Annotated in this window: 16 protein-coding genes and 1 riboswitch; of the genes, 7 read left to right on the top strand and 9 right to left on the bottom strand. The window is 51.6% G+C overall.

Annotated features, from left to right (window positions below; all coding sequences use genetic code 11):
* Nucleotides 1-22: 22 nt before the first annotated feature.
* The 4 genes from K1I37_RS13690 to K1I37_RS13705 all read right to left on the bottom strand — a co-directional run bounded on the left by K1I37_RS13690 (nt 23) and on the right by K1I37_RS13705 (nt 3840).
* A complete protein-coding gene (locus K1I37_RS13690; protein ID WP_021297767.1) occupies nt 23-808 on the bottom strand; it encodes an ABC transporter permease in 786 nt (261 codons plus the stop codon).
* 5 nt (nt 809-813) lie between these two features.
* Nucleotides 814-1728 carry an ABC transporter ATP-binding protein gene (locus K1I37_RS13695; protein WP_021297768.1) on the bottom strand — a complete coding sequence of 305 codons (915 nt, stop codon included), beginning with the start codon at nt 1726-1728 and terminating at the stop codon, nt 814-816.
* A 138-nt stretch (nt 1729-1866) separates the two neighbouring features.
* A complete protein-coding gene (locus tag K1I37_RS13700) occupies nt 1867-2940 on the bottom strand; it encodes a sulfate permease (protein WP_021297769.1) in 1074 nt (357 codons plus the stop codon).
* 294 nt (nt 2941-3234) lie between these two features.
* Complete coding sequence (locus tag K1I37_RS13705; protein WP_021297770.1) at nt 3235-3840, bottom strand: flavin reductase family protein; 606 nt, start codon at nt 3838-3840, stop codon at nt 3235-3237.
* A 218-nt stretch (nt 3841-4058) separates the two neighbouring features.
* Between K1I37_RS13705 and K1I37_RS13710 the strand changes: the two genes are divergently transcribed.
* Both K1I37_RS13710 and K1I37_RS13715 read left to right on the top strand, forming a co-directional pair.
* Nucleotides 4059-4544, top strand: coding sequence for a DUF1284 domain-containing protein (locus tag K1I37_RS13710; RefSeq protein ID WP_021297771.1), 486 nt, complete (start codon nt 4059-4061; stop codon nt 4542-4544).
* A gap of 691 nt (nt 4545-5235) precedes the next feature.
* On the top strand, nt 5236-5439 hold the full coding sequence (locus K1I37_RS13715) for a hypothetical protein (protein WP_021297772.1): 204 nt from the start codon (nt 5236-5238) through the stop codon (nt 5437-5439).
* On the opposite strand, the gene K1I37_RS13720 is transcribed toward K1I37_RS13715, so the two are convergent.
* Nucleotides 5431-6156, bottom strand: a complete 726-nt coding sequence (locus K1I37_RS13720; protein ID WP_021297773.1) for a TVP38/TMEM64 family protein — start codon at nt 6154-6156, stop codon at nt 5431-5433. The genes K1I37_RS13715 and K1I37_RS13720 overlap by 9 nt on opposite strands.
* 206 nt (nt 6157-6362) lie before the next feature.
* Here K1I37_RS13720 and K1I37_RS13725 point away from each other — a divergent pair, with 206 nt between their 5' ends.
* Nucleotides 6363-6512: a hypothetical protein gene (locus K1I37_RS13725; protein ID WP_021297774.1), complete on the top strand. Its 150-nt coding sequence runs from the start codon at nt 6363-6365 to the stop codon at nt 6510-6512.
* Between the two features lie 776 nt (nt 6513-7288).
* Here the strand turns inward: K1I37_RS13725 and K1I37_RS13730 are convergent.
* Together K1I37_RS13730 and K1I37_RS13735 are read right to left on the bottom strand one after the other, a co-directional pair.
* On the bottom strand, nt 7289-7519 hold the full coding sequence (locus K1I37_RS13730; protein WP_021297775.1) for a hypothetical protein: 231 nt from the start codon (nt 7517-7519) through the stop codon (nt 7289-7291).
* A gap of 73 nt (nt 7520-7592) precedes the next feature.
* The gene (locus K1I37_RS13735; protein ID WP_021297776.1) at nt 7593-7793 is read right to left on the bottom strand and encodes a hypothetical protein; all 201 of its coding nucleotides are present in this window, start codon (nt 7791-7793) and stop codon (nt 7593-7595) included.
* Between the two features lie 185 nt (nt 7794-7978).
* Here K1I37_RS13735 and K1I37_RS13740 point away from each other — a divergent pair, with 185 nt between their 5' ends.
* The 3 genes from K1I37_RS13740 (at nt 7979) to K1I37_RS13750 (ending at nt 10385) form a co-directional block, all read left to right on the top strand.
* Nucleotides 7979-8119 carry a hypothetical protein gene (locus tag K1I37_RS13740; RefSeq protein ID WP_242215918.1) on the top strand — a complete coding sequence of 47 codons (141 nt, stop codon included), beginning with the start codon at nt 7979-7981 and terminating at the stop codon, nt 8117-8119.
* Nucleotides 8120-8199: 80 nt separating this feature from the next.
* Nucleotides 8200-9516: an IS1380 family transposase gene (locus tag K1I37_RS13745; protein ID WP_242215904.1), complete on the top strand. Its 1317-nt coding sequence runs from the start codon at nt 8200-8202 to the stop codon at nt 9514-9516.
* Nucleotides 9517-9983: 467 nt separating this feature from the next.
* A complete protein-coding gene (locus K1I37_RS13750; protein ID WP_021298556.1) occupies nt 9984-10385 on the top strand; it encodes a hypothetical protein in 402 nt (133 codons plus the stop codon).
* A gap of 96 nt (nt 10386-10481) precedes the next feature.
* Here K1I37_RS13750 and K1I37_RS13755 read toward each other — a convergent pair whose 3' ends face one another.
* Together K1I37_RS13755 and K1I37_RS13760 are read right to left on the bottom strand one after the other, a co-directional pair.
* The gene (locus tag K1I37_RS13755) at nt 10482-11888 is read right to left on the bottom strand and encodes a sugar porter family MFS transporter (protein ID WP_040441813.1); all 1407 of its coding nucleotides are present in this window, start codon (nt 11886-11888) and stop codon (nt 10482-10484) included.
* Between the two features lie 368 nt (nt 11889-12256).
* On the bottom strand, nt 12257-12976 hold the full coding sequence (locus K1I37_RS13760; RefSeq protein ID WP_021298554.1) for a 3-ketoacyl-ACP reductase: 720 nt from the start codon (nt 12974-12976) through the stop codon (nt 12257-12259).
* Between the two features lie 178 nt (nt 12977-13154).
* A riboswitch (ZMP/ZTP riboswitch) is annotated at nt 13155-13234 on the top strand.
* Between the two features lie 73 nt (nt 13235-13307).
* Here K1I37_RS13760 and purT point away from each other — a divergent pair.
* Nucleotides 13308-14486: a formate-dependent phosphoribosylglycinamide formyltransferase gene (gene purT / locus K1I37_RS13765; protein WP_021298553.1), complete on the top strand. Its 1179-nt coding sequence runs from the start codon at nt 13308-13310 to the stop codon at nt 14484-14486.
* Nucleotides 14487-14638 lie beyond the last annotated feature (152 nt).

The raw sequence follows: 14638 nt of genomic DNA on the forward strand, positions 1-14638 counted from the left end.
CGGACATCCGGAGCCGATTGGTTCAAACGGCGACGTCTCGCTTCCGGAAGGCGATAGCCGCAACCAAGTGAAAGACGACAAAATACACGATTAACACCACGACACTAAAGCCGAGGCTCATACCCTTCAAGGACGGCCCGCCGACGAAATACTGGGAAAGGTTGGTGTTCGCAAAGAGAATATACTTGTCCCACGTATAACGGCTGAGCGCTGTGACGACTACTGTACCCGCAAATAAAAGGAGGATAGACACCGCGATAGCCAGCGAACTACTGCGAAACAGCGTCGAAATCATAAACGACACGGTCAGCGTCATCACCAGCGGCACCAGGGGGAATGCGTAACTGCGCAATACCTCACTAGCATACGGAATCTGCGCCGGTTCCTGGTTGCTCCCCACGTATTGATATGGCATCGTCGCGCCATCAAAACCTAACACTAAGCCACCGAGGATCCAAGAAGCCACAAACAACAGCGCGACAAACCCCAGTGCGAACAGCAGGACTGCGATGTATTTTGACCACAAAATCTGAAGCCGAGAAACCGGTCGCGTGAGCAACAGCTTCGCTGTACCGGTAGAAAACTCCGACGCGACAATATCGCCGCCAACCACAGCGGCAAAAATGGTGATTAACGTGATAAGCCCACTGCTGGTATTCATCAACCCCCAGACGTGCGCGCTCGGCGGAATCGATTTGCGCACGAGCATGCACAGCGCGAGCAGCGCCAACATGACGATGCCCACAAATATCCACGTGCGAGAACGCCGATAAATTTTTGCGTTCTCGTTCAAAATCAGCCCCCACATTCGGTTTAGCCTCCTGTGATTTCCAAAAATCTGTCTTCCAGCGACTTCGCAAGGACGCGGATCTCATACACACCCACGCCGGCCTCAACGAGTCGTCGGTTCAACTCCGGTATTCGCTGCCTGTCGAGCGTCATCCGCACCGTCGATCCGTTCACTACAAAAGGCCCAATCTCAACCGCAAGTGTACGAAGCACAGTCTCTGTTGCGCCCACATCATCCACGTCCAACACAACTTCCTGCTGGCTTTCGTCAACCGCTGTCAACTGATCTATCGTTTGCACCCGCACAAGTTCCCCATTTTGAATAATGGCCACCCTATCACACATCAACTCCATCTCGGAGAGCAAGTGGCTGGAGACAATCACGCAAACCCCCGAATGCTTGGCCAAGTGACGAAGGTGATCTCTCAACTCGCGAATTCCAGCCGGATCGAGACCATTCGTCGGTTCGTCGAGAATCAGCACCGACGGCCTATGCAGTAGCGCCTGGGCCAAGCCAAGTCGCTGCCGCATGCCTAGGGAATAGCGCTTCACCTTCTCATGAATACGATCCGCCAACCCGACAAACTCCACAACCTCATCAATTCTTCGCCGGTCAATCCCGCTGCCCATCCGCGCATACTGCAACAAATTCTGATATCCCGTCAGGTATTTGTACATTTCCGGATTTTCCACAATGGCACCCACTTGACGTATCGCCCTCGCGTAATCCTTGGCGACGTCAAATCCCTGAATCCGCACCTGGCCTTGCGAAATGGAGATAAGCCCGACCAACATCCGAATGGTCGTGGTTTTCCCCGCTCCATTCGGACCCAACAGACCGAACACTTCTCCCTCGTGAATATCAAACGTCAAATCATTGACAATTCGCTTATTCCCGATAATCTTCGTCACATTCCTGAGCTCTACAGCGTTCGCCATGCCTTCCCTCCACGTACCTAGCTTCAAACGAACGATTACACGAAATCACGACAAGTATAACAGTTTCCACAGGAGACAAGGGAACAATTTACAAAATCCAATGAACACAAAAAAAGACCCCGTGAGGTCTGAATACCTCTACAGGGTCTTGCGTTGCTCAACCGCCGATTGTTTCGCCCGCATTCGGCGAACGAACCAAACGAGTCCACTCAGGACGACGACTGCTCCAACTATCCACAGCGCAAACCAATTTCCCTTCAGCACCAATTCAACCAGCACATACGACAACAAAAGCGAGGAGACTGGAGACGCAATCCAGATTTTCACGATGCGCCGCACGACGTCCTGTCGCCAAATATCGCGGCCGACTTTAGACTGTCCCACGCCGAATATCGCCATCGTGGTGGCCTGTGTCTGCGGCACTGGCAACCCAAATATAGAAGCAATCAAAACGAGGGTGGCGCTCGTCAGCGATACCGCCGTCCCCTGCAGGACAGATAACTTCGTAATTTTTTTCGCATTCGTCTCCAGTACTCTGCCACCTAGCGTCACAGCGCCAATTGCGACAAATAGCGCTCCCACATACAACCCTGTACGCTGTCCGATAACATGGGAGGCAACGAGTGGACCAATCGCATTGGCCACGTTGTTCATCCCTGCGGAAAAGGCTTCATAACATCCAGAAAGCACAAGCAAGACCGTGAAGCCAAGTGTAATATAACGCGTTGCGGTGGATACTCTGGCGAGCCTCGTCTCCACCGCGCGAACCACCTTGCCCAGCAAATAGGCGATGGCCATCGCAAGGAACGGCATCACGAGCCAAACCGACGCAATAAACACGATTTTCGAAACATAAATGTGTGAGATCGCCAAACCGACGCCCACAACTGCGCCCACGGTGACCTCACTCGTCGACAGCGGTACCCCAATCAAGTTGGATATAAACAGGGTTAAACAAGCTGAAGCCAAGATTAAAACGGTAATTGGGACTGTAATATCATGCGAGGGTACGATCCCCCCACTGATGGTCTTCACCACGGAACCGCCACCGATGACCGCGCCAAGAAACGCAGCCACGGCGACTAAAACCAGTGCGATCCATTTTCGTTTCACGGCGCCCGCACCGTACGCAGCGCCCATGGAGGCCGCAGTGCCACTCGCTCCAATATTGGCCGCAAAGAACATCGCAATGACCCATGCGATAATGAGCATGATTTCGGGCCTCCCAAGACCTATTATCCAAATCAATAAAGTCGGTATTCACCCAATAAAAAACCCGCGAAATGTCTATCTCTCCCTATGCGATTTCGCACGATGATGGTGAGATTATATTCGGACGCCTCAGATAAGGCGACGGCAGAATGCCGATGGGATGAGTATACCAACGATAACACTGTCGGCAGCGGATTATGTCGAACTATATATTGCCGTTATTTTAACAGACGTAAGGTCACATGTACATAGAAGCCCAGCACGATTTTCATGTTGTCGCTGTATGTATTTCCCTTACTTTGGTCGATCCATCGCAAAAATCTCACCAAGCTTCACATAATCGTTGCCCGCCAAACGCGCCACCGGATTTAACCGCAACGCATCGATCCGCCCATCCTCATAAAGGTCTGGCTGAATATGATACTGAACAACCCGACCAATCAACAAATCGCACGTCGGCGCACTTCCGCCTAGTGGCAGTGCGTGTTCGAGGATACACTCCATCCGAATTTTGGCCTCTTGCACCCCGGGCACATCAATCACGCGACTGTCTACCGGCGTGAGTCCCACCCGCTCTACTTCACTTTCTTCCGGCCCAAGGGACGCCGCCGTCTGATTGACGTAATCCACGTTATCCGCATCACAGATATGGACCACGAACGCGTTCGCAGATATGGCATTGCGAGCCGTATCTTTCTGCTTACCATTTACCCGCTGCACCGATACGGAAATCATAGGCGGCGCCGACGATACAATATTGAAGTAACTGAACGGAGCCGCATTTAATGTGCCCGCCGCCGACTTCGTCGTCACAAATGCCACGGGCCGCGGAATGATGCTTCCAATCAAAAATTTGTAATTGTCACGAGGACTCAGTTCATCTGGATGTAATGCCAGCACAACATTTTCCCCCCAACTCGATAGGCCGTATCATGTACGGCAAGACTTCGTTCCGATAAGTTTGCATACCGTCATCTTACCCTCATCAGAACCCAAATGCCACTTTCCTATCTGCGGATACAACACTTCACTCCAGGAAAAACCCATGTGTTATGCTTGTCCTATCCTACAGGGGACGATGCCACACAAGCGGCCATTTTGTAAGGAGGGTATCCGCTGTGATCCACCAACAAGCAACGTACCGCCTACGCGGACACCACTTATTATGTCTACTCGGTTATCGCGGCATGGGCTATTCGCCAGAATACGTACAAAACATGACACAACTTCACCGACGCTTGCGCGAACATCCGGAAACCCTCGTCACCCTCGTCGTCGGCCCGGACGATTTGTGCGCCAAATTTCCAGAGACGCAACCCTGCCACTGTCACGACGCCACAGTCATGCAACGCGATAGCGCCGTTCGACAACGCCTTGGCGTTCAAACCGGGGAGACCTATCATTGGTCGGACATCACACAACGAATTCAAAATCACATCGTTGCGTCAGACATCGCAACGCTATGCCGTACTTGCTCCTGGCGAAGCTACGGTGTGTGCGAAGAGGGTGTTGAACGCCTCCACAACGGCGAGGGTCTCGTCGAAGTGCCCGATGCGGTAGACGAAACAACCCACTCCACTCCAAAAGCCAAAATGAATATTTAAAAAACTTTAGCGCGTTAACGCACTATCGCAAAAAATCAGTATTGTGTTATAATTCATGAGACACAATTTCCCTTTACCCATTGGTCGCCGTATGGCGACCTTTTTTTCTGATTTTCTGATTTTCTGATTTTCTGACGCCAAGGCGTGTCGTTACGATAGGCGCGCCCATTGGAGGACACCGTGACGTTACACGTTGTGCCTGTTGAACTTCCCCGGTTAAGCCAGGGTAGGCAATTTGGGGCATGTGGTGGTCTGCGGCGCCGCATAAGGTAACTTTTCTGCTCTATTTGTGACATATCGGCGCTGTGGAGGCGGATAAGGTAGAAAATCTGCTCTATTCGCGATGATTTACCCAGAACCGTGCCCGAAACAGCAGAATAAGGCATTTTTAGTGCGCTAATCGGTGCAAAAATGGCGCTGGTGTCTTAATAAGACACGATCGCGCCGGGCGTTCGCCTCCCGAGCCCCGCACGGCGGTCGTGATCGACCGCGTGTGGTGGCAGGCCCGGGGCCCACACGGCCTGCGGCACCGCAATAAGGTAACTTTCCTGCGCTATTTGTGACGTATCGTGCCTTAAACACGCCCTGTCCGCAGTCTCTCCCCTGCGCTGCTGAATTCGCGCAGCATTTCCTTGGACTGGCATTTACGTCACAACATCACCGTACAATGTGAGAGACGGGAGGTATGCACATGTTTGCGGCCATCAGTCTCCACCGCCCACGCAAATCGCGCTACCAAACCATCCCTTGGGAATGGCTACAGCGAACCGAGCCTGCCCAAACGGCAACCATTCAGCTCCCGCTGATTTCCCTGTTGCCGTATTTCTACTACCCAATGGTTGCGGAAAGTATGGTGCTGTTGAGTGTCCTGCTATTCGCGAACGACTCAATGTAAGAATCGCTTAATGGAGTGAACGTGACGATTGAACAGGTAACCGGCCACCCACACCGTCACGAGTGCAACGGCACCAATCACGAGCCAGGTCATGTACCGCTTCGAGACACCTAGAAACACGAGGGCTGCGCCGATATAATACGGGATTCCGCCCACTGCCGACGTCCAAATAAAGTCGCGCAGCCGAATATTTCGCAATACACCTGCAACATAATTGACGACAATAAACGGAAATGGAATAATACGCACGGCAATCAAGCCAAAAATGCCGCGATTTCCGATCCAACTTGAAATCTGATCGACCCGATCTTCCGAAATAAAGTGACGCAGCAACTTTCGGCCAACGTGTCGCGCAAGCAGAAAGGTCACAATGGCGGCAATCATCGTGCCCACCCAACTAAGCAGGATTCCCCACCACGGACCAAAAATTTTCATGATGACAATCATCAAGAACTCAGACGGAACAGGGAGAATGCTGAGTAGCGCCATCAAAACGATCGCGATGACGACACCCAGAATACCCGTCGACTGAATCACGCGAGACAGTTCATTGGAGCGATCAAATCGGAAAAAAATAACGATGAGAATCGCGAAAATCACAATCAGGGCAATTGTCGATAAGACGCCCTCCGTCCGGTTCAACTTCCGTCCTGAAGCACGCTGGTCCGAATTGCGTCGGCGCCTGTGGTACACTCGCGGCCTTGGTTCCATATCCATGACTTCACTCCTGTCGTGGTGTCCAGCGTTGGCTTCCAGTCGTCCTTTCAGCAGACACTTTCATCATTCCCGGACAAATGCTTTCAAAAATCACATTCCACAAATGACACAAAAAAATAAGCGATATTTTCACGAATCAGCATTGATACGAACACTTGTTCGTATTATGATATATGCAACGACACTGATCGAAGGTGGTTTACAGCATGACACAATTAGAGTTCTTCAAGACGTTTGGCGAAGCAATTCTGGCAGCCGTTCAAGACGAACAGTTGGCCATGCGCGTCGTATGCCGTGCTTGGCGAACACACAAACGCACTGGCCAAATGCGATTTGCAACTGCGAACAGCAACTAACCAAACTGCCTTGATTCCAAATCCAACAATCGAACGCGGCACAGCATTAAACGAAATGCATAACAAACTCAAGGTTTGACTTTAACAAAACTACATTTTCGTAGTGCATAGCATACCACCACATCTGAATAGCGCGGTATGGCCATTTAACCTTATATAAGGGGCGACGACTGACCACGAAGATACAGACAAGACGCCCCAGTGATATCTACAATTAGACAATCCTTTACAAAATTCCGAGATCCACCTGACGTGACGAAATGTTGCAAGCTGTTCTTACCCTAAGCCTAACTAGAGCGAATGCTTCACACAACCTCCGCATTTTACAGCTTGCCGGCTCAACTATCAAAACACTCATCGTCACAAAAGGGCTTTCATGATTGCCGTAAAGTATTGGCCTTATGCTCTGAATGAACCCAGTATATCAAGGATTCGAACGCAGTTCGAATCCGCACAAGATGCCTGAGCGGAATTCCGAGCGAACGCCATCGACATGCCTGATGCAGTCAAGTGCATTTCAAGGCACTCAAGGCAGTCTGTATCTCTGAGGTCGAGATGCTCCACAGTCAGGTCTTCAGAAAAGAGGAATCGGGCGCGTATCCGAGCTTCTGCAACGAACGCGGCGGCAGAACAACTAGGAAGTTACAGAGGATTGATGCGTTGCAATACATAGTTCAATCTTAGGCGTTAAAACATTAAAACGAACTGAGGCCCAACACAACGCACAAACCGTTTTGTAGGGGTCCCGTTGTGCGTTGTGTGGATTCACAAGTTCGTCAATCTACCAAAAACTTCTCCTGCCATGTCCTGTCGAGAAAATCCACGGCGTCTTGAACTGTCACAAAATCCGCAAATGTGTCGTCGATAATGCCCATTTGTGTGCTGCTCAATGGCGTGACGCGTACACTCGCGAAATATTCTCCGTCCACCCGTTGTGTGATGGTCGCGGTGCGAAGGTATTCTCCGTGAACTTCGCTGCGAAAAACATTCGATTGTCCCACTTTCATACAATCGCCTCCCACCACACTGTTGACATGTACAGAAATAATCATTCACACGTCGTCGGGACGGAATCCGTGTCTATTTCAACTTCTGTTTGATCTGCTTCAGCGTCTCGGATATTTCATCCAGTTGAGGGTAATAATTAAATTGCGGATGAACAATGGACAGGAGCGTATCACACCCAGCGCACACAATCACCACAATTTTTCTCGTATCGCCTTCTAACTGCACTTCGTCAATTGCAAACTTAGCGGTACCACACTTTGGACATCTGGCCATTTCTATACCTCCACTTACAGAACCATGTAAGCACGAGGATACACTGGAACGACACATTCTGCCATGACCAAAGCATGACAATTGCATGGAAATGGTGTGATGGCCAGTAAAAAACCATGTCGCCATCATGCGCAATCGAGAATTTCAACCAGGAATCTATGGAAACCCGTGAAGGAGGTTTCAATATGGACGAGCTCAACAATGAGATTGCCAATACCTTGCCATTTGCGCGTGCGGGTGGCAGTGAAGTCAATCTCGACAGAGCCCACCAACAAATAAAGGTTTATCCCGGATTTCGACGATTGTGTCCTCATGAACTGGTGTGAATAATTGAAAAGGTGCTCCCCGTATGGCTAAGATGAGTTTGTCGAGAACCACATCTTCGCTAGGAAGGAGCACCTTTTGGGTGAAACAATATAATCATACACGAAGTCAGTTTGCTCGTAAAAGCTCTACAATTCATACTCGCTACGATTTGAATGCCGCCACCTCCTTTGGCGGTGCAAGTGGTCTCATAGATTTCGTTTTGGGAACGGGTATTGACAGGGAGTTTTGGGTACATGGATTACGCAAGGGCAGAAACACCCAGTTCCACATGGACGATATTGCTCTGACCGTCATTTTCGGTTCCTTGCTGGGTCAGGAACGGATTTTCCACTTTGAGGACATCGAACAAGATCCCCTGTTGAAGCTGAAGTTGGACGTGCCGAAACTGCCTGATACGACTCTGTTGTATAAGGATCTGAAGCGGCTCGGTTCCGACGCTGGCATCAAAGCGATACGTTCGGCGCATAGACAAATCCTAAGGTCACTTCTCCCCAAAGGACAAGGCATCGTGGTCGATATCGACTCCTCTGTAGAGACTGTTTATGGCGCGCAGCAACAGTCCGCTGTTGGATATAATCCACACCATCACGGACGAGCGAGTTTCCATCCCTTGCTGGCGTTTGATTCACTCACTGGTTGTTGTCTCTATGATGAGTTGCGCTCTGGTGACGCCCATACATCAGATGGATTTGCGGATTTCTACAAGGCGATGAAAGACCAGTTGCCGGATGGCGTCAACATTCGTGCCGTCCGCATGGATAAAGGGTTTACCGGAGAAAAAGTGTTTCAGATATTGGAGCAAGATCAGCGGGATTACGTCATCAAACTGAAGTGGACCAAGCGACTCGCACAGTTGGCGCAAGCGCCAAATCTCCTCTGGCACTGCATCACAGAGAGTGACCGGGAACATTGTGACGTTACTTCCATCATGTATCAGGCAACATCCTGGGACAGGCCTCGGCGGGTCGTGATTGTGCGTCGCTTAGACATTGACCCCCAGGAGTGCCTGTGTGCGGATTGGCTCTGGGAATACGAGGCGATTGCCACAACGTTTGACTGGAGCGGCGAGGATGTATGGCACTTCTATAACTTTCGTGGTAACGCTGAGAATCACATCAAGGAAGCCAAATATGGATTTGCCATTGACCGATTCTCCAGCCAGAATTTCGATGCCAACAAAGCGCTGCAAGGTCTAAAGCTACTTGCGTATAATCTACTCCTGCTGTACAAGCACGTCGCGCTTCAACCAGGGGTGCGACAGTGGACCGCCGGACGGCTCAGACGAAGACTATTCCATCTACCTGGGATTCTAGTGCGTCATGCACGCCAGTGGAGCATTCGTCTTCCCGTGTATGCAAAGCATCGGTCGTTGATCATGCTTCATGCCGCCACGTAGATTTTTCTTCCAATTGAAAAAGTGGAGTTCATAGCCTGGCTTGGGGAGGGGGGAATTGTGTCCATTGCTCTAGTTCCGTACCATGATTTCGCCGTGTTCGCTAACAAATCCACCAAATACTTGAAAACATGCCCCGGTCAATGACCTCAATCACCTAATCGTCGAAATCCGGGTTTATCTAAATGACCAATTCATTGGGTACAAAACCCTGTTAAAACAAGTGGAGTCCCCGGACGATATCACATCTTACCTGGAGCGGAACAACGTAAGCGGTTTTACGGCGGATGCAAAGGATGATCACTACAAGATATCCGTGGCAGACGATGAAGTAGCACACGACATTCGCCACCACCTCACAGCCTATCTGAACACACATACGACCGGGGTGACCGGTGATCAACCTGGCTTCTAAACCGCGTGCAGCTTTTCCTGCAATTTGCGAGTTGTCAAGAGGGAGGAACTACGGCATGCAGCCCACCGCCACGTATTCTGAGCAATATGCTAACTGCAGGATTGATGGGCAAATTCCTGCAGGAGGATGGAACGGATTTAAAATGCAATTCACGATTCACGAGGGAATCCGCAGTGGTGAAGATGAAGCCAACTCCGATTCCGTGAAAACTATATTTCTCACCCTCACAAACATCGCGGCTGTGTATTTGACGATGCGTGATTCCAGTACCGAGCCGTACGACTGGCTGTGGCAACGCGGTTGTCGACTCATTGAAGAGGCACTTTCCGAAAGTGCTCCCGGAAACTCGTTGGAGGAACGGGATTACTATATTTTATTAGACGACGTCAAACACTGGTCAAACGTGAAACTTCGTCAACTCTCTCCATCCCCGCGTCCATCTGCCCGAATGGCGTGACAATCTCACGCACACGAATGCCACACAAGCGCGATTACCCCAATCGGCAACCGTGTTTGTGTGGCATAGCGAGAGCTTGACGACCAAACGACCAAATTAACGACCTGTCGTCGATGTAGATTGCGTGTTGCGCCGGCCCCAAGCGCGCTCAATTTCTTCAAGTGTCTTGCCCTTGGTCTCTGGTACCAGCGCAAGCGTAAAGATGAATGCCACCAACGACAGAATCCCAAACGTCCAAAAGGTACTGGAAGCGCCGACGCTGTTCAAAAGAACCGGGAATGACTGAGATACTGCGTAGTCCGCAATCCAAAGGGCCACAGATGCAATCGCAGTCGCCCGCCCTCGAATGCTCGTCGGAAAAATTTCTGCCATGACAAGCCAGACAATCGGTCCAAAGGAGACCGCAAACGCCGCGACAAACACCAGAATTAACACGAGCACGAGCGGTCCTGCCGTGTTCCCCGTGTAAAACGCGTACCCGACGATGGCGATGCTCACCGTCATAAAGGCGGAGCCAATGAGGAGGAGTACTTTGCGGCCGACGCGATCGATCAACCACAGCGAAATCAGCGTAAACACCAAGTTATCTGCCCCAGTGATGACCGTTTCAATGAGCGATGCGTTGGTACCGGCCCCTGTCTGCTTAAAAATCTCTGGAGCGTAATACATGATCGCGTTAATCCCCGTGACTTGTTGTAGGATGGCCAAGACCACACCGACCAACAGTGCAACGCGAAACCCTGGTCGAAACAATAACCCGATGTGACCCGACTCGTCGTTGAGCGTATCACGGATTTCCGACAGCTCGACGCGCGCTCTCGTAGGACCATTCACACGGGTCAATATCTGAAGCGCTCTGTCCCCCAGGCCATGCCGTTCCAACCACCGAGGGCTTTCAGGCACGAACAGCAGGAGGATAATGAATATCCCACCAGGCACCACGCCCAGGCCAAACATCCACCGCCACGCCGATTGGATATCCCATGCTGGTGAGCCGAGATTCGCCACCCACATATTGACGAAATAAATCGCCGAGATACCAATGACGACCGCTAGTTGGTTTAACGAGACGAGGCTCCCGCGGTGTCGCGCGGGCGCAATTTCAGCGATATAGAGCGGCACCAACGTGGAAGAAATTCCGATACCGATGCCACCGACAATGCGGGCCCAGACAAACTCCGTGATAGTTGCTGGGAGTGCTGAACCGATGGAGCCAATGACGAACAGGAATCCAGCGACAATCAGCATTTTCTTACGCCCGAAGCGGTCGCTCAGAAAGCCGGCAAAACCGGCTCCGACGATGGCGCCGATCATGAGGCAGGAGACGGCCCATCCCTGCATCCCCGGGCCTAAGTGGAATTTTTGCTGCATAAACACGATGGCACCGGAGATCACCGCTGTGTCATAACCAAACAACAAGCCGCCAATTGCCGCGACAATCGACACGAGTGTCACAAAGCCGAGATTCGTCCCTTCTGCCTGTTGCCTGCTCAATACACTCACCTCACAATTCACTTTGATGGCCGAAAGTTGAAAGCGGCCTATAGACCTTTCGCGCGAATCCAAAAACCCAATGGTAATGTAACCGCATCGGCCACTTTTCACGCGCCGCTTGACACCAAAGCTCAGCCACAGGCAGGTCGAAGTTCCAGAAAGCATCCTGATAAACCCGTATAAACACGAAAAGACGGCTTTCGCCGTCTTTTCGCATAGGCACGTTGATTACACCACAGGTTCGAAATATAATTTCGTTTTTGCGGTACATCAACCTCCTGCACTTTAATCTCCCCAGTGAGAAGATATCTATACGCACTAATACACACCAAACCACATGGATAAATATGGATGGTATTGTCAGAACCCAATACCCCTTACTGCGGATTCGTCATCCACAAGCCCGCATTCTTAACAAATACGCGCTGCGGCAATTTCAAAACATCCACCACTAATTCGGCCACATCCTCTGGTTGCATCATGTGGTCCTCATCGCCGATCTTGAGCCCCGCACTTGCCGCCAATTCTGTATTGACGGTGCTCGGCGCCAGCGCCGTCACCCGGATGTTGTTCTTGCGGACTTCTTGCATCAACGACTCCGTGAAGCCCATGATGGCGAACTTCGACGCGGAATACGCGGAAGTTGTCGCGGATGCCCGTTCACCCGCTGTCGAACTGATGTTGATGATGTTCCCAACGTTCTGCGCCACCATAATCGGAAGAACGGCGCGTGTGACGTAATACGTCCCCATCAGGTTGACTTGAATCATGCGCTCCCAGACTTCCGGGTCCATGTCAATGATGCGCCCAAATTGCGCCGTGCCTGCATTATTGACCAATATATCGACAGAACCCAGTTCCTGATGCAATTTCTGAACAGCCTCGTCAACCGCTCTGCGGTCAGTAATATCCACCGGCGCGATAGCCGTCTTGACGCCATAGGTCTCCCGCACATGTGCGGACACTTGCTCTAGGTCCTGCTGTGTTCGAGCCAAAAGCCCGACGTGAACCCCTTCTTTTGCCAAACGTTCGACGATGGACCGGCCAATTCCCTTGCCAGCCCCAGTCACCAATGCAACTTTGTTCCGTAAATCCATATGTAACCCCTCCTTGCCCTTCGTCTCTATCTCAACGACGAAGGTCTCCAGAACAAAAGAATACTCCTCATCCTGCAAACTTCCAAATCGCTAACTCGTGTCTTGCAGTATCCTTTGATATACCTTGAAAGAGCGCCCGTCAGTGTGCTAGGATCCTTTTGTAAAACGCAAATATCAATAAGGATTACATAACTGGCGGATTCGTGGGTCACCACAAGGGAATGTAATCTGTTATCGCCGACCGCCTGGGCATCTTGTACAAAGATCCCAGGCGGTTTTTGTGTTGTTTTGTATGTTGACTAGTGAACTACGACAAAGGAGTCGAAGAGACATGTACGGAGCCCCGCTATCCAGCAAGGCAAAAAAGATGATGCTACTCGGCGCAGGCGAACTAGGAAAAGAAGTTGTACTCGAGGCACAACGACTCGGTGTCGAGACCATTGCGGTTGACCGTTACGAAAATGCCCCCGCGATGCAAGTCGCGCACCGCGCGCACGTCATCGATATGACAGACGGTGCACAGTTGCGTGCGGTCATTGAACGCGAGCGTCCAGATCTCGTCGTCCCAGAGATTGAAGCCATTGCGACAGCGACCTTAGTCGAACTCGAAGCAGAAGGGCTCCACGTCGTCCCGACGGCGCGGGCGGCACAACTTACGATGGATAGAGAGGGCATCCGCCGGCTCGCGGCGGAGACATTGAACCTGCCGACGGCCCGCTACGAATTTGCCGATTCGCTCGAAGAACTGCGGGCAGCAGTCGATCGAATTGGAACCCCATGTGTCGTCAAGCCGATTATGAGTTCGTCTGGGAAGGGACAAAGCGTCTGTCAATCGCCCGACGACGTCGAGTCCGTCTGGGCGTATGCCATGGAAAGCGGCCGTGTGCGAAACAACCGCGTCATCATCGAGTCATTTGTCCAATTCGACTCCGAGATCACACTGTTAACTGTACGATCCGCCTCCGGCACCAGCTTCTGTGCGCCAATTGGACATATTCAAAAAGACGGCGACTATATTGAGTCGTGGCAGCCGCACAACATCACGGATGCGCAACGCCTTGAGGCAGAGCATATCGCCAAATCTATCACAGACGCCCTGGGCGGTTATGGAGTGTTTGGCGTGGAATTGTTCATTGCCCCCGACAAGGTGTATTTCAGCGAAGTGTCCCCGCGGCCACACGACACCGGTCTCGTCACCCTAATCACCCAAGATTTGTCCGAATTCGCACTCCACGTGCGGGCGATTCTCGGCTTCCCCATCCCGGAAATCACGCTCTGCACACCTGGCGCAAGCCGCGCCTTAAAATCCCCAATTGCGAGTGATGCTTATCAAGTGCGCGGGATCGACAAAGCACTCGCCGTATCCCAGACGCAGGTCCGCCTGTTTGGAAAACCAACTGCGACAGTGGGCCGCCGCCTCGGTGTTGTCTTGAGCGCCGGAAGAGACGTTGCAACCGCGCGTGACCGCGCAGAGACTGCCGCTTGTGGCATTGAAATCACCCATCCATAAAGGCTGTACCATAAGGCGCATGTTGCCGCCACACAGCCATTCGCAACGTTCGCGCCTCCCAAACGCCCTCAGGTGACCACTGAGGGTGTTTGGTGATCCTCAATTTACCACCCCCATCAGGAATTCCATCGAACTTTTGTCATTACCCTATG

It is taken from the genome of Alicyclobacillus acidoterrestris, from assembly GCF_022674245.1.
Classification (GTDB): domain Bacteria; phylum Bacillota; class Bacilli; order Alicyclobacillales; family Alicyclobacillaceae; genus Alicyclobacillus; species Alicyclobacillus acidoterrestris.

Bases quoted from the DNA above. Each gene is read 5' to 3' on its own strand.
- K1I37_RS13690 (WP_021297767.1), bottom strand. From the start codon at position 808: ATGTGGGGGCTGATTTTGAACGAGAACGCAAAAATTTATCGGCGTTCT.
- K1I37_RS13695 (WP_021297768.1), bottom strand. From the start codon at position 1,728: ATGGCGAACGCTGTAGAGCTCAGGAATGTGACGAAGATTATCGGGAAT.
- K1I37_RS13700 (WP_021297769.1), bottom strand. From the start codon at position 2,940: ATGCTCATTATCGCATGGGTCATTGCGATGTTCTTTGCGGCCAATATT.
- K1I37_RS13715 (WP_021297772.1), top strand. From the start codon at position 5,236: ATGTTTGCGGCCATCAGTCTCCACCGCCCACGCAAATCGCGCTACCAA.
- K1I37_RS13720 (WP_021297773.1), bottom strand. From the start codon at position 6,156: ATGGATATGGAACCAAGGCCGCGAGTGTACCACAGGCGCCGACGCAAT.
- K1I37_RS13725 (WP_021297774.1), top strand. From the start codon at position 6,363: ATGACACAATTAGAGTTCTTCAAGACGTTTGGCGAAGCAATTCTGGCA.
- K1I37_RS13730 (WP_021297775.1), bottom strand. From the start codon at position 7,519: ATGAAAGTGGGACAATCGAATGTTTTTCGCAGCGAAGTTCACGGAGAA.
- K1I37_RS13735 (WP_021297776.1), bottom strand. From the start codon at position 7,793: ATGGCCAGATGTCCAAAGTGTGGTACCGCTAAGTTTGCAATTGACGAA.
- K1I37_RS13740 (WP_242215918.1), top strand. From the start codon at position 7,979: ATGGACGAGCTCAACAATGAGATTGCCAATACCTTGCCATTTGCGCGT.
- K1I37_RS13750 (WP_021298556.1), top strand. From the start codon at position 9,984: ATGCAGCCCACCGCCACGTATTCTGAGCAATATGCTAACTGCAGGATT.
- K1I37_RS13760 (WP_021298554.1), bottom strand. From the start codon at position 12,976: ATGGATTTACGGAACAAAGTTGCATTGGTGACTGGGGCTGGCAAGGGA.
- purT (WP_021298553.1), top strand. From the start codon at position 13,308: ATGTACGGAGCCCCGCTATCCAGCAAGGCAAAAAAGATGATGCTACTC.